Genomic DNA, 20,089 nt, shown 5'->3' with positions numbered 1-20,089 from the left:
CTGGAGCGTAGAGAACAAGCCAGTCCCGACAGCCTCAAATCGGCGGAATCGGGGCTATGGTGAAGCAGATGAAGGCTCTCGTGCTGTCCGGTGGCGCCGGTACGCGCCTGAGGCCGATCACGCACACCTCGGCCAAACAACTCGTCCCCGTCGCCAACAAGGCCGTGCTGTTCTACGGGCTGGAATCGATCGCCGCGGCCGGCATCACCGACGTCGGAGTGATCGTCGGCGACACGGCCGAGGAGATCCAGGACGCCGTCGGCGACGGATCCGCGTTCGGCCTGAAGGTCACCTACATCCCCCAGGAACGCCCGCTGGGCCTCGCGCACGCCGTGCTGGTCGCCCGTGACTGGCTGGGCGACGACGACTTCGTGATGTACCTCGGCGACAACTTCATCGTCGGCGGCATCACCGGCGTCGTCGACGAGTTCCGGCGCACCCGCCCCGACGCCCAGATCCTGCTCACCCGCGTCAAGGACCCCCGCCCCTTCGGCGTCGTCGAACTCGGCGCCGACGGGCGGGTCGTCGGCCTGGAGGAGAAGCCCCGGCACCCCAGGAGCGACCTCGCCCTGGTCGGCGTCTACCTGTTCACCCCCGTCATCCACGACGCCGTACGCGCCGTCACCCCCTCGTGGCGTGGCGAGTTGGAGATCACCCACGCCCTGCAGCACCTCATCGACGGGAACGCCGACGTGCGCAGCACCGTCATCGAGGGCTACTGGAAGGACACCGGGAACGTCGCCGACATGCTGGAGGTCAACCGGACCGTCCTGGAAGGGCTCACCCGCAGGATCGACGGCGAGGTCGACGAGCGGTCGCAGACCGTCGGCCGGGTCGTCGTCGAGGAGGGGGCGCGCATCGTCAACTCCCGCATCGTCGGGCCCGCCGTCGTCGGTTCCGGCACCGTCGTCGAGGACTCCTACGTCGGCCCGTTCACCTCCATAGCGGAGAACTGCCATGTCGCCGACAGCGAACTGGAGTTCTCCATCGTGCTGCGCGACTCCTCCATCCACGGCGTCGGCCGGATCGAGTCCTCCCTCATCGGCCGGCACGTCGAGGTCACCCCCGCGCCCAGCGTGCCCAGCGCCCACCGCCTCGTCCTCGGCGACCACAGCAAGGTGCAGATCCACACATGAACCTCCTCGTCACCGGCGCCGCCGGCTTCATCGGCTCCGCGTACGTCCGCTCCCTGCTCGCCCGGGAGGCCGCCGACGCGCCCCATGTCACCGTGCTGGACAAGCTCACCTACGCCGGCGGCACGGACAACCTGCCCCTGGACCATCCCCGGCTGACGTTCGTGCGCGGCGACATCCGCGACGCCGCCCTCGTCGACCACCTCATGGCGGCTGCCGACCAGGTGGTCCACTTCGCCGCCGAGTCCCACGTCGACCGGTCCATCACCGGCGCCGGCGACTTCGTCCTCACCAACGTCGTCGGCACCCAGGTCCTGCTCGACGCCGCCCTGCGTCACGGCGTCGGCCCCTTCGTGCACATCTCGACCGACGAGGTCTACGGCTCCCTCGCCACCGGCTCGGCCCGCGAGGACGACCCGCTGCGGCCCAGCTCGCCGTACTCCGCGTCCAAGGCGTCCGCCGATCTGCTCGCCCTGTCCTACCACCGCACCCACGGCCTCGACGTGCGCGTCACCCGCTGCTCCAACAACTACGGCCCGCGCCAGTTCCCCGAGAAGGTGATCCCGCTCTTCGTCACCCGCCTCCTCGACGGGCTCCCCGTACCCCTGTACGGCGACGGCCGCAACGTCCGCGACTGGCTGCACGTCGACGACCACTGCGACGGCGTCGAACTCGTCCGCGTCCAGGGCCGCCCCGGCGAGGTCTACAACCTCGGCGGCGGCACCGAACTGAGCAACAAGGAGCTGACCGCGCTGCTGCTGGAGGCCTGCGGCGCCGGCGGCGACCGGGTCGAGCACGTCGAGGACCGCAAGGGCCACGACCTGCGCTACAGCGTCGACTGGACCAAGGCCCGCACCGAACTCGGCTACCGGCCCCGCCGGGACCTCGCCACCGGACTCGCCGGCACCGTCGCCTGGTACCGGGAGAACCGGTCCTGGTGGGAGCCGCGGATCCGGCGCATACGGCAGGAGCGCGGATGAAGTGGCTGGTCACCGGGGCGGGCGGGCTGCTGGGCCGGGACACGGCCGGCCTGCTCCGCGCGCGCGGCGAACCGGTGACCGCCCTCGACCGCGCCGCCCTCGACATCACCGACCCCGAGGCCGTGCACGCCGCCCTCGCCGCGCACCGCCCCCACCTCGTCGTCAACTGCGCCGCCTACACGGCCGTCGACGACGCCGAGCACGACGAGGAACGCGCCTCGCGCGTCAACGGCGACGGCCCGCGCGTCCTCGCCCGCGCCTGTGCCGCGCACGGCGCCCGCCTGCTCCACGTCTCCACCGACTACGTCTTCGCCGGGGACGCCCGCGCCCCCTACCCCGAGGACCACCCGCCCGGCCCCCGCACCGCCTACGGGCGCACCAAGCTCGCCGGCGAGCGGGCCGTGCTGGGCGAACTCCCGCACAAGAGTGCCGTCGTACGCACCGCGTGGCTCTACGGCGTCCACGGCCCCAGCTTCGTCCGCACCATGATCCGGCTCGAGGCGAGCCGCGACACGGTCGACGTCGTCGACGACCAGCGCGGCCAGCCCACCTGGAGCGCCGACCTCGCCCGCACGCTCGTCCGGCTGGGCCCACGCGTCGGCCACGACGTCACCGGCGTCCTGCACGCCACCAACGCCGGCGAGGCCACCTGGTACGAACTCGCCCGCGAGGTGTTCCGGCAGCTCGGCGCCGACCCGGGGCGGGTGCGCCCGGTCGGCGGCGCCGCCTTCCCGAGGCCCGCGCACCGCCCCGCGTACAGCGTCCTCGCGCACGGCAGGCTGCGGAGCCTCGGCCTGCCGGCGCCGCGCGACTGGCGCACCGCCCTGCACGAAGCCCTGCCCGCCGTCCGCGAGGAGACCCCGCGTGAAACGCCATGAGTTCCTGAAGGAACTGCACAAGGTCAGCGGCAACCGCACCTACCTGGAGATCGGCGTCAACGACGGCCGCAGCCTGCGTCTGTCCCGGGTGCCCAGCGTCGCCGTCGACCCGGCCTTCAAGGTCGTCACGGAGATCCGCTGCGACGTCCATCTCGTCAGGGCCACCAGCGACGACTTCTTCGCCCGCCCGGACCCGCTGAGCCACCTCAAGGGCGGCCGTCACCCGCTGCGCAACCTGCGCCGGGGCCGCCACCCGTTCGGCTACTGGCGCCGCCCCGTGATCGACCTCGCCTTCATCGACGGCATGCACCTGTTCGAGTACGCGCTGCGGGACTTCATGAACGTCGAGCGGCACGCCGACTGGACGAGCGTGATCGTCTTCGACGACATGCTGCCGCGCAACGCCGACGAGGCGGCCCGCGACCGGCACACCGACGCCTGGACCGGGGACGTCTACAAGCTCGCGGACATCCTGGCCCGGTACCGCCCCGATCTGCTCGCCGTGCCCGTCGACACCCGGCCCACCGGCCAGCTCGTCGTCTTCGGCGCCGACCCCCGCAGCACGGTGCTGCGGGACCGCTACGACGAGATCGTCGCCGAGTACGAAGCGCCCGACCCGCAGAAGGTCCCCGAGACCGTCCTGGAGCGCACCGGGGCGGTGGTCCCGCTGGATCTGCTCGGGGCGGGCTTCTGGCGGCCACTGGCGCGCGCCCGGCGCCACGGGGTGCGGCGCGCCCGGGGCTGGGAGCCGCTGCGCGGGGCGGTGGAACGGGCTGTCGCCCCCCGGTAGGCCGTCGCCCCCTAGCCCGTGTCCTCCCCGCGCAGCCGTTCGTAGAGCGCCCGGCACTCCTCGTACGACGGCAGGAGCCCCGCCTCCCGCGCCCGGGCCAGCGACGGCGCACCCGCGTCCTTGCCGGAGAGGACCGGGGTGAGCCCGTCCGGCCAGACGATGCCGAGCGCGGGGTCGAGCGGGTCGACGCCGTGCTCGCGTTCCGGGGCGTACCCGGTGGAGCACAGGTAGACCACGGTGGCGTCGTCGGTCAGCGCCATGAAGGCGTGCCCGAGCCCTTCCGCGAGGAACACCGCGCGCCGTCCGGTCTCGTCCAGGCGGACCGCTTCCCACTGCCCGAATGTGGGGGAGCCGACCCGCACGTCGGCCACCACGTCGAGGACGGCCCCGTGCACACACGTCACGTACTTGGCCTGTCCGGGTGGCACGTCCGAGAAGTGCAGGCCGCGCAGCACGCCCCGCCGGGAGACGGAGCAGTTCGCCTGCGCCGGCTCCAGGTCTCGGCCGGTGGCCTCCCTGAACTCGCGGCCCCGGTACCACTCGTGGAAGGTGCCCCGGTCGTCCGGGAACACCTGGGGTTCGAGCACCCACGCGCCGTCGATCCCCAGTGCCCGCATCGGTCACCGTCCCCGTGCCCGGGCCCGCAGCCGGGCCGCCGTCCGTCCGAGCGGCGTCCCCCGCAGTCTCCGCCGCGCCCCGCGCGCCAGCCGCCGCAGCGGGCCCCGCCCCGGCGTCCGCACCACGCGGACCCCGCCCGCCCGCACGCGCAGCGCGACGGGCAGCGGCAGCAGACGCGGCCCCGGCACGCCCAGCGCCGGCCGCCACGTCGAGCCGCGCAGCCGGTCGAGGGGCAGCTCCGCCACGAGGAGCGCGCCCTCGCCGTGCGGGGTCAGGGCGGCCGGCACGTCGTGGCCGGTCCCGGCCGCCTCCAGACGCAGGGACGCCTCGGCGCCCTCGTCGGGCACATGCAGGGGGAGCCGGACGCGCAGGCTGCCGTCCGTGACGGTGACGTCGTCCGGGGCGAGGGCGCCGAGCCCGACGCGCCGGGTGGCCCGGTCGACGTCCAGCGCGAGACACGCGTGGGGCGACGTCCAGTACGGCAGGACCATGTGCCCGCCGGTCAGCGCCGCGCCCGGGGTGGGACGGCCGGCGCCGGGGGCCGGGCCCAGCCGGCACTCCTTGGTCCAGCCGCCCAGCTTGACCCGCACCACCGCGTCCCACAGCCCCGCGCCGGCGAGCGCGGCCGGGTCCACCGTGGCCCGCGCCCGCAGCACCAGCCGGATCCGCCCGCCGTCGCCCTCCGGCACCCGCTCCCGGGTGACCTGCACCGGCTGGAAGTACCGGTCGCCGTCCGTCCGCCCACGCAGCAGCAGATCGGCGCCGGCCTCGCCGAACCGGGCCACGGTGTCGGCGCCGACCCAGGCCACGGCCTCCGCCAGGTCCTGCGGCGGACCGTCCAGCGGGGTGGGGGCGGAGTCGGCGGCGAAGGTCATCGGCGCCCCGGCGGCCGTGTACTCGGCGGTGAACCCGACCCGCAGGACGCCGTCCTCCCACACCACCGGGCCGGGCAGGGCGGTGAGGGCGACACCGGCCTCCCATACGGCGAACTCCTCGACGGCGTCGTAGCGGTCGGCGGCGATCAGCGCGGCGACGACCTGCTGCGTGGGCTGCAGCCCGGCCGCGACGCCCGGCCCGAAGCGCTCCACGACGACCTCGTGCATCCGCGCGAACAGCTCCCGGCGGTAGTCGGGCGGCAGGTCGAGCAGTCGGCGCCCGCGCATCCGCTCGACCATCTCCACCCGCAGCCACCGCCGGAACAACCGGTCCCGCAGCGGACCGGGCTCGGTGCGGCGCTCGACGACGTCCAGGGCCTCCCGCAGGTTCTTGAAGTAGCCGCCCGGATCGAAGCGCTGGAAACCGGCGTTGGAGGAGTCGTCGCGCCGGACGTGGTAGTAGCAGACGTAGTCGCTGAGCACCGCGACATTGCCCGCGCGCAGAAACGCCTCCGTGACGAAGACGTGGTCCTCCAGGCGCCGTCGGCCCTCCGGGAAGCGCAACCCGGTCGCGTCGAGGAACGCGCGGCGGAACATCTTGTGCGGGGTGAGGCTGTCGATGAGCGGGGCGTTCGCCACCGTGGCGCGGGGGCGGTTGCGGCGGAACAGCTCCACCGGCACGCCCCGGCCCCGGCCGGCCATCTTGCCGACGACCACGTCGGCGTCGTGGGCCGTGCCGTAGGCGTACATCCGCTCCAGGGCCTCGTCGCCCAGATGGTCGTCGTTGTCGACGAACATCACGTAGGTGCCCCGGGCGGCCTCGATGCCGACGTTGCGCGGCTTCCCCGACCAGCCGGAGTTCTCCTGGTGGAACACGCGCACGCGGGGGTCCGCGGCGGCCAGTTGGTCCAGCCGCTCCCCGGTGCCGTCGGTGGAGCCGTCGTCGACGAAGATCACCTCGTACGCGTCCGGGGGCAGGGACTGCCGCAGCAGCGACGCGACGCACTCCTCCATGTGCGCCCCGGGGTTGTACACCGGGACGACCACACTGACCTTGACCGGCATCGGACTCCGAGCCCCCTACGGGTCGCCGGGCGTTTGCGTCAGATTACGGCCTTCGTGGCCGGATGCCAGCCCCGTGCGCGTCGTCTCCCGCGCGGGACAACACGACACCCGAGGGGTCATCGGGAGCCAGGGGCCGCCGGGGTACGCCGGTAGCCTGGCGAGGTGCGTCTGCTCCTGATGTCCGACACCCATCTGCCCAAGCGCGCCAAGGCGCTGCCCGACCCGCTGCTCGCCGAACTCCCGCGCGCCGACGTGGTGTTCCACGCCGGGGACTGGGTCGACACGGGCACGCTGGACCTGCTGGAGAGCCGCAGCGCACGGCTGGTCGCCGTGTACGGCAACAACGACGGACCCGAGCTGCGCGCCCGTCTCCCCGAGGTGGCGCGGGCCGAACTCGGCGGACTGCGCTTCGGCGTCGTACATGAGACGGGCGCCGCCCAGGGACGCGAGGCCCGGTGCGCGGCCCGCTTCCCCGACCTCGACGTCCTCGTCTTCGGGCACAGCCACATCCCCTGGGACACGACGGCCGCCACGGGCCTGCGCCTGCTCAACCCCGGTTCCCCCACGGACCGGCGCCGCCAGCCGTACTGCACGTACATGACGGCCACCGTGGACGCGGGCGCGCTCACGGACGTGGAGCTGCACCGGCTGCCGCGCCGCTGACCTCCCGCGTCACCCGGCGGAGCCGTCCCGGCGCGGATGCACCGCCCCGTCCGTCGCGGTCAGCGGGACCCCGGTGCCTCCCCAGCGCAGCGCGACGATCTCGGCGGCCACGGACACGGCGACCTCCTCGGGCGTCCGGGCGCCCAGGTCGAGGCCCACCGGGGAGCGCAGCCGCCCCAACTCGCCCTCGCCGAGCCCGGCTTCGGCCAGCCGCCGCATCCGGTCGTCGTGCGTGCGGCGACTGCCCATCGCCCCGATGTACGCGGCCGGGCGGCGCAGCGCCACCTCCAGCAGGGGCACGTCGAACTTCGGGTCGTGGGTGAGGACGCAGATCACCGTGCGCGCGTCGGTGTCCGTACGGCCGAGGTAGCGGTGCGGCCAGTCGACGACGACCTCCGCCGGAGGCGGGAACCGATCCGGCGTGGCGAAGACCGCACGCGCGTCGCACACCGTGACCCGGTAGCCGAGGAAGACACCGATCCGCGCCACCGCGGCCGCGTAGTCGGTCGCACCGAAGACCAGCATGCGCGGCGGCGGCGCGAACGAGTGGAGGAAGACGGCGACCGCGTCCTCGCGCCGCTCGCCGTGCGGCCCGTAGTGCCGCATCCCCGTGCCGCCCAGGGCGAGTTCGCCGCGCGCGTCGGCGGTGATCGCCGCGTCCAGGCCGGGCGCGCCCAGCGTGCCCGCCGTCCGGTCCGGCCACACGGCGAGCGCCGCGCCGCGCGGGGCGGGCCCGTCGGCCACCGTCGCCACGGTCACCGGGCGGCCCGCCGCCACCGACTCCGCCACCTCGCCGAACACCGGATCGCTCCCGGCCGTCACCGGCCGCACCAGCAGGGTGATCTCGCCGCCGCAGGTCAGCCCGACCGCGAAGGCGTCCGCGTCGCTGTACCCGAAGGTCTCGAGGCGGGCCTCGCCGCTCGCCACGACCTCCTGGGCGAGCTCGAACACGGCTCCCTCGACACAGCCGCCGGACACACTGCCCACGACCTCGCCGCCGGGGCCCACGGCCATCGCCGCGCCCGGGTCGCGCGGGGCGCTGCGGCTGGTGGCGACCACCGTGGCCAGCCCGAACGGCAGCCCCGCCGCGTACCAGCCCGCGACCACCGGGAGGATGTCCCGCATCGCCCGCTCCTCTCACCGCCGCCACCGTGGACCAACCCCTGGCACCCCCACGATCGCACCGCGCGCCCCGTCGCGCCGGGCGCAAAACCCGTTGCCGCCCGGATCAGCGTTCTGCTGCACTGGCCCGGCACGAACGACCGACGGAGAGGAACCAGGAGCCACCATGCGCCGAGCGTCCATGTCCCCCCAGGAAGGCACCCTCCCCTCGCAGAAGGACATGACGCTTCGTGCACGTACTGAACCTCGGGATCCTCGCCCATGTCGACGCCGGTAAGACCAGCCTGACCGAGCGCCTGCTCCACTCGGCCGGCGTGACCGACGAACTCGGCAGCGTCGACGCCGGGAACACCCGGACCGACACCCTCGCGCTGGAGCGCCGGCGCGGCATCACCATCAAGTCGGCCGTCGTCTCCTTCGCCCTCGGTGACGCGACCGTCAACCTCATCGACACCCCCGGCCACCCGGACTTCATCGCCGAGGTGGAGCGCGTCCTCGGGGTGCTGGACGGCGCCGTCCTCGTCGTCTCCGCCGTCGAGGGCGTCCAGCCGCAGACCCGTGTGCTGATGCGGACCCTGCGCCGGCTGCGCATCCCCACCCTCCTGTTCGTCAACAAGATCGACCGGCGGGGCGCCCGCCGCGACGGCGTGCTGCGGGCCGTCCGCGAGCGGCTGACCCCGGCCGTGGTCCCGATGGGCACGGCCACCGGTCTCGGCACCCGTTCCGCCCGTTTCGTCCCCTCGGGGCCCGGCCCGGACGCGCTGGACGTCCTCGCCGATCTCGACGACGCGCTGCTCACCGCGTACGTCGAGGGCCGCGTGGCACCGCACGACGTCCGCGCCGCCCTCGTGGACGGCACCCGGCGGGCCCTCGCCCATCCCGTGTACTTCGGCTCCGCCCACACCGGCGCCGGCGTGGACGCCCTGATCACCGGCATCCGGGACGTCCTGCCGCCCGCGGACGGCGACCCCGCGGGCCCGTTGTCGGGCACCGTCTTCAAGGTCGAACGGGGCCCGGCGGGGGAGAAGATCGCCTACGCCCGGCTGTTCTCCGGGACCCTCCGCGTCCGCGACCGGATCCCCTTCGGCCCGGCCCGCGGCGACGGCACCCGCGCCGAGGGCCGCGTCACCGCCGTCAGCGTCTTCGACGGGGGCACCGACACCCGCGCCGGCGAGGTGCGGGCGGGCCGGATCGCCCGGCTGTGGGGGCTGAACGACGTCCGGATCGGCGACGCCCTCGGCACGCCCCGCACGGCGCACGGGCACCTGTTCGCACCGCCCACCCTGGAGACGATCGTCGACCCGGCCGACGGCACCGACCGCCGGGCCCTGCACCGCGCGCTCACCCGGCTGGCCGAACAGGACCCGCTCATCGGCCTGCGGCACGACGAGGTCCGTCAGGAGACCCATGTGTCCCTGTACGGCGAGGTGCAGAAGGAGGTCATCGAGGCCACGCTCGCCGAGGAGTCCGGCCTGAAGGTCGCCTTCCGCGAGACGACACCGCTGTGTGTCGAGCGGCCCGTGGGCCGGGGCGCGGCCGTGGAGTTCAACAAGAAGGACGGCAACCCCTTCCTCGCCACGGTCGGCCTGCGCGTCGACCCGGCGCCGCCCGGCTCCGGCGTGGACTTCCGCCTGGAGGTCGAGCTGGGCTCCATGCCGTACGCCTTCTTCAAGGCGGTCGAGGACACCGTGCGCGAGACCCTCGGGCAGGGCCTGTACGGCTGGCAGGTCCCCGACTGCGTGGTCACCCTGACGCACTCCGGCTACTCGCCCCGGCAGAGCCACGCCCACCAGGGCTTCGACAAGAGCATGTCCAGCACCGGGTACGACTTCCGGGGGCTGACCCCGCTGGTGCTGATGGAGGCGCTGCGCCGCGCGGGCACCCGGGTGCACGAGCCGGTGCACCGGTTCCGCCTGGAGACCCCGGCCGACAGCCTGGCCGCGCTGCTGCCCGCCCTGGCCGGGCAGCGCGCGGTCCCGCACACCACGCGGGCCCACGGCGCGGTGTGCGTGCTGGAGGGCACGGTGCCGGCGGCCCAGGTGCACGCGCTGGAGCAGCGGCTGCCCGGCCTGACCCGCGGCGAGGGCGAACTGGAGACCGCCTTCGACCACTACGCGCCCGCCCCGCCCGGCACGGTGCCCCGCCGTCCGCGCACGGACCTGAACCCGCTGAACCGCAAGGAGTACCTGCTGAACCTCACCCGCCGCACGGGAACCTGACCCCCGGCGGGCCCGGTTGACCCTCCCCTTACGTCAGGCCGCAGGCTGTACCCGAGGGAAAGGGCAGGTGGATGAGCTATTCCGTGGGGCAGGTCGCCGCGTTCGCCGGGGTGACCGTACGCACGCTGCACCACTACGACCGGACGGGACTCCTCTCGCCCGGCGGCCGCAGCGGCGCCGGGTACCGGCAGTACGAGGACGCCGACCTGGCGCGGCTCCAGCAGATCCTCTTCTACCGGGAACTCGGCTTCTCCCTCGACGAGATCGCCGAGATCCTGAAGGACCCGCAGGCCAACGCCCTGGAGTACCTGCGGGACCGGGTGCGGCGGCTGACCGAGGAGATCGGCCGGCTCCAGCGGCTCGCCGAGGTGGCCGAGCAGGCGATCGAGGTCCGGCGGACCGGCGTCGAGCTGACGCCCGCCGAACGCTTCGAGGTCTTCGGCGAGATCCGATTCGACCTCAGCTACGCCACCGAGGCGCAGCTCAAGTGGCGTGACTCGCCGGGCCAGAAGGAGTCGATGGCGCGGGCCGCCGCCCACACCAAGGCGGACTGGCGGCGGCTGATGGGCGAGGCGGCCGTCTGGCGGGACGACCTGCTCGCGGCCTTCGACGCGGGCGAACCCGCCGACGGCGAGCGGGCCATGGACCTCGCCGAGCGGCACCGCCTGCACATCGGCCGCTGGTTCACCACCTGCCCGCCCGACATGCACCGGCGGATCGCGGACGACTTCGCCGCCGACCGGCGCGCCTTCGCGCTCGTCGTGCCGCCCTCGCGGCAACGGCCCGGCCTCGCCGCCTATCTGCGGGACGCCGTCCACGCGAACGCGGCCCGCCGTACGGATCGTGAGGAGAACCGATGAGGATCCTGATCGCCGCCGCCGGATCACGCGGCGACGTCGCGCCCTACACGGGCCTGGGCGCGGGCCTGCGGGAGGCGGGCCACGAGGTCGCCGTCGCCGCGACCGGCCCGTTCGCCGCGCTCGTACGGGAGGCCGGACTGGACTTCCGTGAACTGCCCGGCCGCCCGGCGGACGTGGGCGGCGCCGACGGGAACCGGGCGCTGATGCGCACGGCGGCCGCGTTCGTCACCGAACTCGGCCAGGGGTTCCCCGACGTGGTGGACCCGGGTACGGACCTGCTCCTGCTGTCGGCCACCACGGCACCGCTCGGCCTGCACCTGGCCGAGGCCCTGGGCATCCCGGCGATCGGCACCTCTCTGCAACCCACCGCACCCACCGGCGACTTCCCGCCCCCGGTTCTCGGGACCCGCTCCCTCGGCCGGACCGGGAACCGGCTCGCCGGCCGGTTCGCCCTGCGGATGACGGACCGGGTGTACGCGGACGCCGTGGCCGCCCTGCGCCGCCGCCTCGGCCTGCCCCCGCTGACCCCCGCCGGGATGCGCGACCGGCAGGAGAAGGCCGACTGGCGGGTCCTGCACGGCTTCAGCACCGCGTTGGTGCCCCGGCCGTCCGACTGGCGCGACGGTCTCGACGTCACCGGGACCTGGTGGCCGTACGTGGCGCCGGACCGGCGGCTGCCCGCCGAGGTGGAGGACTTCCTCGCGGCCGGGCCGCGCCCGGTGTTCGTCGGGTTCGGCAGCATGGCGGGCGGGAAGGGCGAGCGCCTCGGCGCCCTCGTCGGCGGGGCGCTGCGGCGGGCGGGGCTGCGGGGCGTCGTCCAGGCGGGCAGCGCGGATCTCACCGTCGACGGGGACGACGTGCTGAGCGTCGGCGACCTGCCGCACGCGCTGCTGTTCCCGCGCATGGCCGCCGTCGTCCACCACGCCGGGGCGGGCACCACCGCGGCCGCGCTGCGGGCGGGGGCGCCCTCGGTGCCGGTGCCCGTGACGGCCGACCAGCCGTTCTGGGCGGCGCGGCTCGCCACGATCGGCGCCGCCACCGAGCCGATCCCCTTCGCCGGGCTCACCGAGGAGCGGCTGGCCGACGCGCTGGGCAGGGCCGTGCGGCAGCAGTCGTACACCCGTGCCGCCTCGGTCGCCGCGCGGCACATGGCGACCGAGGACGGGGTGGGCGCGGTGGTGAAGGCCCTGGGCTGATCAGCGGGCCGCCGGACTCGTCCAGCCGGACTCCACATGGCCGAGCCGGACCCGCTGGGGGTGGTCGCCGACGGGGACGGACACCTGCTTCCTGCCGGTGGCGAAGTCGATGGCGGTGACCTGGTCGGTGCCGCTCTCGGAGACCACGCAGGACTTCCCGTCGCCGCTGACCGTGGCCCAGTACGGCTTGGACGCGGTGACGAGGGGCCCCTCGGTGAGCGTGGCGCGGTCGACGACGGTGGCGTAGTCGTCCATCGTGCCCGCCACGCACAGCTTGGCGCCGTCGGGGCTCATCGAGAGGCCGTGGTGGCGGGAGTCGTTGACGAAGGTGGTGCGGTCGTCGCTGGTCGCCGGGTTCTTCGGCAGGGTCTTCGTGCGGGTGATCCGGTCCGTGGCGAGGTCGTACTCGAAGAAGCCGTTGAAGAACGACACCTGGAAGTACAGCTTCGACTCGTCCGGCGAGAACACGGCCGGCCGCACCGCGTCGGAGTGGTCGCGCAGGCCGAGCGCGTCCAGCCGGGACCGCATGTCGATGACCTTGACCTGCTTGAACGTGGTGGCGTCGACGACGGTGATGCGCCGGTCGCCCTTCGTCCAGTCCAGCCAGGGGGCGTCGGTCTGCGTGTTCACGTCGCCGATCGCCATGTTGTAGATGTACTTGCCGTCCTGGGTGAAGATGTTCTCGTGCGGCTTGTCGCCGGTGGCGAACTTCCCCAGCTCCCTGCCTGTCTCGATGTCCAGCACGTGCACGGTGTTGGAGGTGGACGCGGAGACGGCGACCCGTTTGCCGTCGGGGGAGACGGCCATGTGGTCGGCCCGGTAACCGGACACGGGGAAACGCCAGTTGACGGCGCCGGTGGCGAGGTCGAGCGAGACCACGTCGGCGAAGCTGGGGCGCGAGACGACGACGGACCCGGCGTCGGGCGTGGAGTACATGTCGTCCACGAACTGGTCGTGTCCCTCGCCGACGCTGTTGCGGATCGCCATGAAGTAGATCCACTTGATGGGGTTGGCGTTGATCTCCGCCATCCGCGCGTCCTTGTCGGGGACGACATCGATCCGGCCGATCTTCGCGAAGTCGCCGGTGGACTTGATGACGTCGGCGGTGCCTTCCCAGTTGTTGCCGACGAACAGCACCTCCCGCAGCGCGGCGGGGGAGGGCTCGGCGGCGGTGGCGGCGGTCGCGGGAGCGGCGACCGTCAGGGCGAGGGCGGCGGCCACGGAGCACAGGTGCCTGGATCTGATGGCAGGCATGACTGCTCTCTTCCTCTTGAGGTGGGGCGTCATGAGTGGGGCATGCCAAAAGCGGGCGTGAATCTGAACACCTTTGCTTTCAGAATCAACTTACTGAAAAGTAAGGAGAGGGCGCCCTTCTCCACAAGACTGCGTACACGACAAAATTGGTCTCCGGACCGGCGCGGCGGCGGGAGGACAGCGTGGCGGGCAGGCTCAAGGCGCCCACCGGCCGCTACGGCGGCAGGTCGGCCGCGGAACGACAGGCCGAGCGCCGGCGCCGCTTCCTGGACGCGGCGCTCCAGCTGTTCGGCGACAGCCCCGGCTACCGAGGCACGACCGTCGCCGCGCTCAGCATGGCGGCCGGACTGTCGACCCGTCAGTTCTACGAGGAGTTCCGCACGTTGGAGGACGTGCTGGCCGCGCTGCACCTCCAGGTCAACGGCTGGGCGGAGGAGGCGGTCCTCGCCGCCGCCGCCGAGGCCGGACCGCTGCCGCTCGCCGAGCGCGCGACCGCGATCTTCCGCGCCTACGCGGCCAACGTGACCGCCGACCCCCGCCGCATCCGCATCACCTTCGTGGAGATCATCGGCGTCAGCCCCCGGATGGAGGAACAGCGCCTCGCGCGCCGCGCCCGCTGGGTGGACCTGGTGTGCGCCGAGGTGGCGTCCGCCGTGGCCCGGGGCGAGGCCGCGCCGCGCGACTACCGCCTCGCCGTCACGGCGTTCATCGGCAGCGTCAACGGACTGCTGCACGACTGGAGCGCGGGCTGGGTGGAGGCGACCCTCGACGAGGTCGTCGACGAACTGGTCCGCCTCCTGCTCGGCATCCTCCAGCCGGCCGGCCCCCGCCCCGTCGGGCCCTGAACGGCGGGCATTCCCGGCTCAGGACTGCTCGTACACGGGAAGGCCGGGCGCGTGGTGCGCGACGGCGGCGGCGAACCGGGCGCGGTCGAGGCGCCACCCGTTCACCGCACGGGACGACACCGCCACCTCGGGCGGCACCGGCACCAGATGCGACAGCACGGCACGGGCCGTCCGACCGTCACCGGGCAGCGGCGGAGCGCCCTCGCGCCGGGTCACGCCGACGTAGGGGAGGGAGGCGCCGCCGCTCAGGTGCTGCCGCCAGAACACGAACCCCGTGACATCGCTCCACGGCACATGGGCCGTCGTCGCCCGGTACCGGGCGGGACTCCCGCCGAGCAGCACCCCGGTGCCGTCCACCCGGAACGCGACCTTGCGGCTCATCGCCCCGAAGGCCATGAACAGCCCGCCCCCGCCGAACAGCGGCAGCCCCAGGATCCGCGCGAACAGCGGGATGTCCGGCAGGAGGAGGGCGGCTGTGAACACCGCGCACAGCGCCAGGATCCCCACCGTCCGCCGGTCCCAGCCGTAGCGCGCCTCGTACACGGGCGCTTCGTCGTCAATCATGCACCGGATCATGGCCAGGGCCCGCCCCCGAGGGAAGACCTAGGGCCTCTCGTTTGGATCAGGCCGGATCCAAACGAAAGACCCTAGCCGGCGACCGTGCCCGGAGCGAGACACAGGGCCAGGGCGCCGATCCCCGCGGCGCAGGCCAGCAGCCACGCCAGGACCAGCCGGCGCCGCAGCGCGCGGTAGGCCGCCTCGTACTCCTCGCGCAGCTCGCCGGCCCGGTCCGCCGTGCGCCGCCAGGAGGCGCGGGCGAGCGCCAGGTACTCCTCCTCGAAGCGGCGCTCCACCTCCTCGCGCTGGGCCCCGGTCAGCCCGTACAGCGGCGCGCAGACGCGCTCGGCGGCCGTGCGGCCCTCCGCGCGGGTCGCGGCGAGCAGCAGATGCCCCTCGATGTCGTTGAGGAACTCGTCCGTGACGCTCACAGCGCGGCCACCTCCCGCTCCGGCACCGTGGCGTGGTGCAGGTCGAACGCCGGGGACTCGGAGCGGATGCGGGGCAGGGTGACGAAGTTGTGCCGCGGCGGCGGGCAGGACGTCGCCCACTCCAGCGAACGGCCGTAGCCCCACGGATCGTCGACGCGGACCCGCTCGCCGTACCTGGCCGTCTTCCAGACGTTGTAGAAGAACGGCAGGAACGACAGGCCCAGGACGAAGGAGAAGATGGTCGAGAGCGTGTTCAGCGCCGTCAGGCCCTCCACCGCCAGATAGTCCGGGATGCGCCGCTGCATGCCGTTCACGCCCAGCCAGTGCTGGACCAGGAAGGTGCCGTGGAAGCCGATGAACAGCGTCCAGAAGGTGATCTTGCCCAGGCGCTCGTCGAGCATCCTGCCGGTGAACTTCGGCCACCAGAAGTGGAATCCGGCGAACATCGCGAAGACCACGGTCCCGAAGATGACGTAGTGGAAGTGGGCCACCACGAAGTAGGTGTCCGACGTCGGGAAGTCCAGCGGGGGAGAGGCCAGCATGACGCCCGTGAGACCGCCGAAGACGAACGTCAGGAGGAAGCCGAAGGACCACAGCATGGGCGTCTCGAAGCTCAGGGACCCGTTCCACATCGTTCCGATCCAGTTGAAGAACTTCACGCCGGTGGGGACGGCGATGAGGAACGTCATGAAGGAGAAGAACGGAAGCAGTACACCGCCGGTGACGTACATGTGGTGCGCCCACACCGTCACGGACAGGCCCGCGATGGCGATGGTCGCCGCGATCAGACCCATGTAGCCGAACATCGGCTTGCGGGAGAAGACCGGGATGACCTCACTGATGATGCCGAAGAACGGCAGCGCGATGATGTACACCTCTGGATGCCCGAAGAACCAGAACAGGTGTTGCCACAGCAACGCCCCGCCGTTGGCCGAGTCGAACACGTGGGCGCCGAACTTGCGGTCCGCCTCCAGCGCGAACAGCGCCGCCGCCAGCACCGGGAAGGCCAGCAGGACCAGCACAGCGGTCAGCAGCACGTTCCACACGAAGATCGGCATGCGGAACATGGTCATGCCCGGCGCGCGCATGCAGATGATCGTGGTGATGAAGTTGACCGAGCCGAGGATCGTGCCGAAGCCGGAGAAGGCCAGACCCATGATCCACATGTCGGCGCCGACACCCGGCGAGCGCACCGCGTCCGACAGCGGGCTGTAGGCGAACCAGCCGAAGTCGGCCGCGCCCTGCGGGGTCAGGAAGCCGCCCACCGCGATGAGCGAGCCGAACAGGTACAGCCAGTAGGCGAACATGTTCAGCCGCGGGAACGCCACGTCCGGCGCGCCGATCTGCAACGGCATGATCCAGTTCGCGAAGCCCGCGAACAGCGGCGTCGCGAACATCAGCAGCATGATCGTGCCGTGCATCGTGAACGCCTGGTTGAACTGCTCGTTCGACATGATCTGCAGACCAGGTCGAGCCAGCTCGGCGCGCATGAGCAGCGCCATCACGCCACCGATCACGAAGAACGCGAACGACGTGACCAGGTACAGCGTGCCGATCGTCTTGTGGTCGGTCGTCGTCAGCCACCGCACGGCCCGGACGCCCCTGATGTCTCTGATCCTCTTCACACCCCGCCTGTGTCCGTGGGCGGCCCGCACGTCACACTCGGCGGCGGCGACGAGAATCACGGGGGAGGGGTGTGACGATCCGGCGGGTGCCGGACACGAACGGAGCATGAGCAACGACGAGATCTTCGCCGCTGCCTATCGCGAGCACTACTGGGCGGTCAGCCGCTATGTCGCGCGGCGACTGGACGGCCGGACGAGTGAGGTCGAGGAAGTGGTGGCGGAGGTGTTCACCGTCGCCTGGCGGCGCCGGGACGACCTCCCGGCCGCCCCGCTGCCCTGGCTGTACGGCGTGGCACGCAACTGCCTCGCGAACGCGGTACGCGGCTACGGGCGCCGGCGCCGGCTGGTGGACCGCCTCGGCAACGACGACGCGGCGCACGGCCGGCACATCGAGGCCGGCCCCGACGCCGAGGCGCCCGGCGCCTGGGTCCACGACGCGCTGGCCCGGCTGTCCCCGGCCGACCAGGAGGTGCTGCGCCTCGCCGCCTGGGAGGAGCTCGGCGTCGAGGAGATCGCCGTGGTCCTCGGCTGCGGCCGGCGCGCGGCGTCGATGCGGCTGCACCGCGCCCGCCGCCGGCTGAAGGCCGAGATCGACCAGCTCCGCCCCGCCCTCACGACCGGTACGACAGCCACGAAGGAGCAGCAGCATGGCTGACGAACTCGACCTCCTGCGCGCCGCCGATCCGGTCCCGGCCGACCACCCCCGCCTCGGCGACGGGCCCCTGGACCAGCGGGCCGAACGCCTCCTCGCCGACCTGCGCCGCGTGCCGCCCGCCCGCCGCCGCGTCCGGTGGCCCCGTCTCCGCCCAGGCGTCCGCCCCCGGCCGGCCTGGGCGCTGCTGGCCGCCGTCGTCACCGCCGTCACCCTCAGCCTGGTCGTCGGCGGCACCGCCACCACCCCCGCCCTGGCCGCACCCCGCCCGCTCGTCGTACGGGCCGACGCCACCCCCGTGACCCTGACGGAGCTGGCGCGGCGGGCCCGCGCGGACGCCGCCGCCGGAGGCGAGACCCTGCGCAAGGGCACCCATGTGCAGTCGTGGAGCCTCGCCATGAGCGAGGACAAGGCGCCGATCACGCTCCCCGAGGAGCGGATCGTGCGCTGGAAGGCCGATGGCAGCCACACCGAACTCGTGGTGGCGACCGACCCGACGCACCCGGGCCGGCCCGTGCTGCGCGACGACGCCGACGGCCCCCGGCTCGTCGAGGACGGCCATGTCGTCAGCCGCCGCACCTACCCGCGCAGCTGGAGCGACGCCCCGCCCCAGTCCCCGCCGCCGCGTGACGCGACCCGGCTGCGGGCCTGGCTCCAGGAGGCCGCCTCCGAACCCGACGGGCTCGGCACCGGCGAACTCCTCGACGCCGTGGAACTGCTCCTCGACCACTGGACCCTGGGCGCCCGCGAGTCCGCTGCGCTCGCCGAGCTGCTCGCCGGCACACAGGGCCTGCGCCCGGCCGGCCGGGTCACCGACCGGCTCGGCCGGCCGGGGCTGGCGTACACGTTCCAGGAACGCGGCCTCGCCCACCTGCTGATCATGGACCCGGGCACCGGTGCGGTCCTCGGCCACGAGACGACGTTCACCCGGGGCGACCCCGCGTACGGGGTGCGGGCCGGGGACGTCATGGCGTACAGCGCCTGGATGCGCTGACCGGGGGCAGCCCTCACGGGCTGCGCAGCCGGCGCTTGTCCTGCTCGTCCCAGGTGGTGGTGTCGCGCGGTGTCGCGTACGGCTCCTCCTCCGGCGGATGCCCGCCGGCGATCGCGCGCTGCCGCACCGCCTCCGCGTCGAACTCCAGGCCGAGGAGGATCGCCAGGTTCCCGATCCACAGCCACACCAGGAAGACGATCACGCCGGCCATGGTGCCGTAGGTCTTGTTGTACGAGGCGAAGTTGGCGACGTACACGGCGAAGCCGCCCGAGGCGATCAGCCAGATCACCAGGGCCAGGGCGCTGCCCGGCGTGATCCACCGGAAACCGCGCACCTTGGCGTTGGGGGAGGCCCAGTACAGCAGGGCGATCATGGTCGTGACCAGCACGGCCAGGACCGGCCACTTGGCGATGGACCACACCGTCAGCGCGGTGTCCCCGATGCCCAGCGTGCTGCCGACCTCCTGGGCCAGCGACCCGGTGAAGACGACGATCAGCGCGCTGATGACGGCCAGCACCATCAGCGCCACCGTCACCCCGAGCCGTACCGGCAGCACCTTCCAGACCGGACGGCCCTCCGGCATGTCGTAGACGGCGTTAGCCGTGCGGATGAACGCGGCGACATAGCCGGACGCCGACCACACGGCCAGCAGGATGCCGACGACGGCCATGATCGAGCCGAGCCCGCCGTTGCCCTGCAACTGCTCGACGGCTCGGGTGAGGATGTCCCGGGCCGACCCGGGGGCCATCTTCTCGATGTTCTCCATGACCTTGTCGGTGGCCGACTTGCCGACGAGGCCGAGCAGGGACACCAGCACCAGCAGGGCCGGGAAGAGCGACAGCACGCCGTAGTACGTCAGCGCCGCCGCGCGATCGGTCAGCTCGTCGTCCTTGAACTCCCGCAGGGTGCCCTTGAGCGCCGCGAACCACGACCGCTTCGGCATGTCGGTCGGCGAGTCCGGGGCGCGCCCCTCCACCTGGGGATCCGGGCCGAACCGCTCCTGCGTGGTCTCCGCGCCGGTCTCCGGTCCCTGTGCCCGCCCGCCCTCACCCGAGTCCGACGGTGCGCCGGGCCGGTCCTCGGGGTCCTTGTGCCTGGATTTCAGTAGTCGCGTCATGCCCTCCGGGTATCCGGCCCGGTCCGTATCACGCGCGCCCGGCATCCGGAATCGCCCGGTTCGCCCGGCCGCCGGAAAACGCGGTGACCAGCGGGTCGCGGACTGTTAGCGTCGGACCCATGAAGGACCTCAGGCATCGGCACACCGCAGCCGCGCGAGCGACCGGCTCCCCGGCTGCCCGCGCCTGATCCCCCTTTCCCCCGGCGGCCGGAAA

General features: G+C 73.2%; 19 protein-coding genes. 11 read left to right on the top strand and 8 right to left on the bottom strand.

Annotation, left to right across the window (positions count from 1 at the left end):
* Nucleotides 1-68: 68 nt before the first annotated feature.
* From ACFV46_RS25695 to ACFV46_RS25680, 4 genes are read left to right on the top strand one after another with little or no spacing between them, the layout of a single operon-like run.
* Nucleotides 69-1,136 (top strand): glucose-1-phosphate thymidylyltransferase, encoded by a 1,068-nt coding sequence (locus tag ACFV46_RS25695; RefSeq protein ID WP_385499880.1) that lies wholly within the window; start codon nucleotides 69-71, stop codon nucleotides 1,134-1,136.
* On the top strand, nucleotides 1,133-2,113 hold the full coding sequence (gene rfbB, locus ACFV46_RS25690; protein ID WP_385499879.1) for a dTDP-glucose 4,6-dehydratase: 981 nt from the start codon (nucleotides 1,133-1,135) through the stop codon (nucleotides 2,111-2,113). The genes ACFV46_RS25695 and rfbB overlap by 4 nt, the downstream gene beginning before the upstream one ends.
* A complete protein-coding gene (gene rfbD / locus ACFV46_RS25685; RefSeq protein WP_385499876.1) occupies nucleotides 2,110-2,991 on the top strand; it encodes a dTDP-4-dehydrorhamnose reductase in 882 nt (293 codons plus the stop codon). Before rfbB ends, rfbD begins: the two co-directional genes overlap by 4 nt.
* The gene (locus tag ACFV46_RS25680) at nucleotides 2,978-3,781 is read left to right on the top strand and encodes a class I SAM-dependent methyltransferase (protein WP_385499874.1); all 804 of its coding nucleotides are present in this window, start codon (nucleotides 2,978-2,980) and stop codon (nucleotides 3,779-3,781) included. The genes rfbD and ACFV46_RS25680 overlap by 14 nt, the downstream gene beginning before the upstream one ends.
* 11 nt (nucleotides 3,782-3,792) lie before the next feature.
* Here the strand turns inward: ACFV46_RS25680 and rfbC are convergent, their stop codons facing one another.
* Together rfbC and ACFV46_RS25670 are read right to left on the bottom strand one after the other, a co-directional pair.
* The gene (gene rfbC, locus ACFV46_RS25675) at nucleotides 3,793-4,398 is read right to left on the bottom strand and encodes a dTDP-4-dehydrorhamnose 3,5-epimerase (protein WP_376727710.1); all 606 of its coding nucleotides are present in this window, start codon (nucleotides 4,396-4,398) and stop codon (nucleotides 3,793-3,795) included.
* 3 nt (nucleotides 4,399-4,401) lie between these two features.
* Entirely contained in the window at nucleotides 4,402-6,339 is a 1,938-nt protein-coding gene (locus ACFV46_RS25670; protein ID WP_385499872.1) for a glycosyltransferase family 2 protein, read from the bottom strand.
* Nucleotides 6,340-6,501: 162 nt separating this feature from the next.
* Between ACFV46_RS25670 and ACFV46_RS25665 the strand changes: the two genes are divergently transcribed.
* Nucleotides 6,502-7,002, top strand: coding sequence for a metallophosphoesterase family protein (locus ACFV46_RS25665; RefSeq protein WP_385499871.1), 501 nt, complete (start codon nucleotides 6,502-6,504; stop codon nucleotides 7,000-7,002).
* Nucleotides 7,003-7,011: 9 nt separating this feature from the next.
* Here the strand turns inward: ACFV46_RS25665 and ACFV46_RS25660 are convergent, their stop codons facing one another.
* On the bottom strand, nucleotides 7,012-8,127 hold the full coding sequence (locus tag ACFV46_RS25660; RefSeq protein WP_385499869.1) for an XdhC family protein: 1,116 nt from the start codon (nucleotides 8,125-8,127) through the stop codon (nucleotides 7,012-7,014).
* A gap of 227 nt (nucleotides 8,128-8,354) precedes the next feature.
* Here ACFV46_RS25660 and ACFV46_RS25655 point away from each other — a divergent pair, with 227 nt between their 5' ends.
* The 3 genes from ACFV46_RS25655 (at nucleotide 8,355) to ACFV46_RS25645 (ending at nucleotide 12,399) form a co-directional block, all read left to right on the top strand.
* Entirely contained in the window at nucleotides 8,355-10,343 is a 1,989-nt protein-coding gene (locus ACFV46_RS25655; protein WP_385499868.1) for a GTP-binding protein, read from the top strand.
* Between the two features lie 71 nt (nucleotides 10,344-10,414).
* Nucleotides 10,415-11,203, top strand: a complete 789-nt coding sequence (locus ACFV46_RS25650) for a MerR family transcriptional regulator (protein WP_385499866.1) — start codon at nucleotides 10,415-10,417, stop codon at nucleotides 11,201-11,203.
* Nucleotides 11,200-12,399, top strand: coding sequence for a glycosyltransferase (locus ACFV46_RS25645; RefSeq protein ID WP_385499864.1), 1,200 nt, complete (start codon nucleotides 11,200-11,202; stop codon nucleotides 12,397-12,399). The genes ACFV46_RS25650 and ACFV46_RS25645 overlap by 4 nt, the downstream gene beginning before the upstream one ends.
* Here ACFV46_RS25645 and ACFV46_RS25640 read toward each other — a convergent pair whose 3' ends face one another.
* A complete protein-coding gene (locus ACFV46_RS25640; protein WP_385499862.1) occupies nucleotides 12,400-13,653 on the bottom strand; it encodes a YncE family protein in 1,254 nt (417 codons plus the stop codon).
* 182 nt (nucleotides 13,654-13,835) lie between these two features.
* Between ACFV46_RS25640 and ACFV46_RS25635 the strand changes: the two genes are divergently transcribed.
* Entirely contained in the window at nucleotides 13,836-14,498 is a 663-nt protein-coding gene (locus tag ACFV46_RS25635) for a TetR/AcrR family transcriptional regulator (protein WP_385499861.1), read from the top strand.
* Between the two features lie 18 nt (nucleotides 14,499-14,516).
* Here ACFV46_RS25635 and ACFV46_RS25630 read toward each other — a convergent pair whose 3' ends face one another.
* The 3 genes from ACFV46_RS25630 to ctaD all read right to left on the bottom strand — a co-directional run bounded on the left by ACFV46_RS25630 (nucleotide 14,517) and on the right by ctaD (nucleotide 17,112).
* Nucleotides 14,517-15,062 (bottom strand): hypothetical protein, encoded by a 546-nt coding sequence (locus ACFV46_RS25630; RefSeq protein WP_376727701.1) that lies wholly within the window; start codon nucleotides 15,060-15,062, stop codon nucleotides 14,517-14,519.
* Nucleotides 15,063-15,145: 83 nt separating this feature from the next.
* Nucleotides 15,146-15,487, bottom strand: coding sequence for a hypothetical protein (locus ACFV46_RS25625; RefSeq protein ID WP_361936592.1), 342 nt, complete (start codon nucleotides 15,485-15,487; stop codon nucleotides 15,146-15,148).
* Nucleotides 15,484-17,112, bottom strand: a complete 1,629-nt coding sequence (ctaD, locus tag ACFV46_RS25620) for a cytochrome c oxidase subunit I (RefSeq protein WP_385499859.1) — start codon at nucleotides 17,110-17,112, stop codon at nucleotides 15,484-15,486. The genes ACFV46_RS25625 and ctaD overlap by 4 nt, the downstream gene beginning before the upstream one ends.
* 106 nt (nucleotides 17,113-17,218) lie before the next feature.
* Between ctaD and ACFV46_RS25615 the strand changes: the two genes are divergently transcribed.
* Entirely contained in the window at nucleotides 17,219-17,767 is a 549-nt protein-coding gene (locus ACFV46_RS25615; RefSeq protein ID WP_361933636.1) for a sigma-70 family RNA polymerase sigma factor, read from the top strand.
* Nucleotides 17,760-18,758 carry a CU044_5270 family protein gene (locus tag ACFV46_RS25610; protein WP_385499856.1) on the top strand — a complete coding sequence of 333 codons (999 nt, stop codon included), beginning with the start codon at nucleotides 17,760-17,762 and terminating at the stop codon, nucleotides 18,756-18,758. The genes ACFV46_RS25615 and ACFV46_RS25610 overlap by 8 nt, the downstream gene beginning before the upstream one ends.
* Nucleotides 18,759-18,771: 13 nt before the next feature.
* Here ACFV46_RS25610 and ACFV46_RS25605 read toward each other — a convergent pair whose 3' ends face one another.
* Entirely contained in the window at nucleotides 18,772-19,875 is a 1,104-nt protein-coding gene (locus ACFV46_RS25605; protein WP_376728034.1) for a YihY/virulence factor BrkB family protein, read from the bottom strand.
* Nucleotides 19,876-20,089: the final 214 nt, after the last annotated feature.

It is taken from the genome of Streptomyces sp. NPDC059852, from assembly GCF_042731455.1.
Classification (GTDB): Bacteria; Actinomycetota; Actinomycetes; order Streptomycetales; family Streptomycetaceae; genus Streptomyces.
This window is presented reverse-complemented; position numbering and strand designations above follow the sequence as displayed.

Excerpts from the sequence above, each read along its gene's own strand:
- ACFV46_RS25670 (WP_385499872.1), bottom strand. The coding sequence starts at position 6,339 with ATGCCGGTCAAGGTCAGTGTGGTCGTCCCGGTGTACAACCCCGGGGCG.
- rfbB (WP_385499879.1), top strand. The coding sequence starts at position 1,133 with ATGAACCTCCTCGTCACCGGCGCCGCCGGCTTCATCGGCTCCGCGTAC.
- ACFV46_RS25630 (WP_376727701.1), bottom strand. The coding sequence starts at position 15,062 with ATGATTGACGACGAAGCGCCCGTGTACGAGGCGCGCTACGGCTGGGAC.
- ACFV46_RS25605 (WP_376728034.1), bottom strand. The coding sequence starts at position 19,875 with ATGACGCGACTACTGAAATCCAGGCACAAGGACCCCGAGGACCGGCCC.
- ACFV46_RS25610 (WP_385499856.1), top strand. The coding sequence starts at position 17,760 with ATGGCTGACGAACTCGACCTCCTGCGCGCCGCCGATCCGGTCCCGGCC.
- ACFV46_RS25695 (WP_385499880.1), top strand. The coding sequence starts at position 69 with ATGAAGGCTCTCGTGCTGTCCGGTGGCGCCGGTACGCGCCTGAGGCCG.
- ACFV46_RS25640 (WP_385499862.1), bottom strand. The coding sequence starts at position 13,653 with ATGCCTGCCATCAGATCCAGGCACCTGTGCTCCGTGGCCGCCGCCCTC.
- ACFV46_RS25615 (WP_361933636.1), top strand. The coding sequence starts at position 17,219 with ATGAGCAACGACGAGATCTTCGCCGCTGCCTATCGCGAGCACTACTGG.
- rfbD (WP_385499876.1), top strand. The coding sequence starts at position 2,110 with ATGAAGTGGCTGGTCACCGGGGCGGGCGGGCTGCTGGGCCGGGACACG.
- ACFV46_RS25645 (WP_385499864.1), top strand. The coding sequence starts at position 11,200 with ATGAGGATCCTGATCGCCGCCGCCGGATCACGCGGCGACGTCGCGCCC.
- ACFV46_RS25650 (WP_385499866.1), top strand. The coding sequence starts at position 10,415 with ATGAGCTATTCCGTGGGGCAGGTCGCCGCGTTCGCCGGGGTGACCGTA.
- rfbC (WP_376727710.1), bottom strand. The coding sequence starts at position 4,398 with ATGCGGGCACTGGGGATCGACGGCGCGTGGGTGCTCGAACCCCAGGTG.
- ACFV46_RS25660 (WP_385499869.1), bottom strand. The coding sequence starts at position 8,127 with ATGCGGGACATCCTCCCGGTGGTCGCGGGCTGGTACGCGGCGGGGCTG.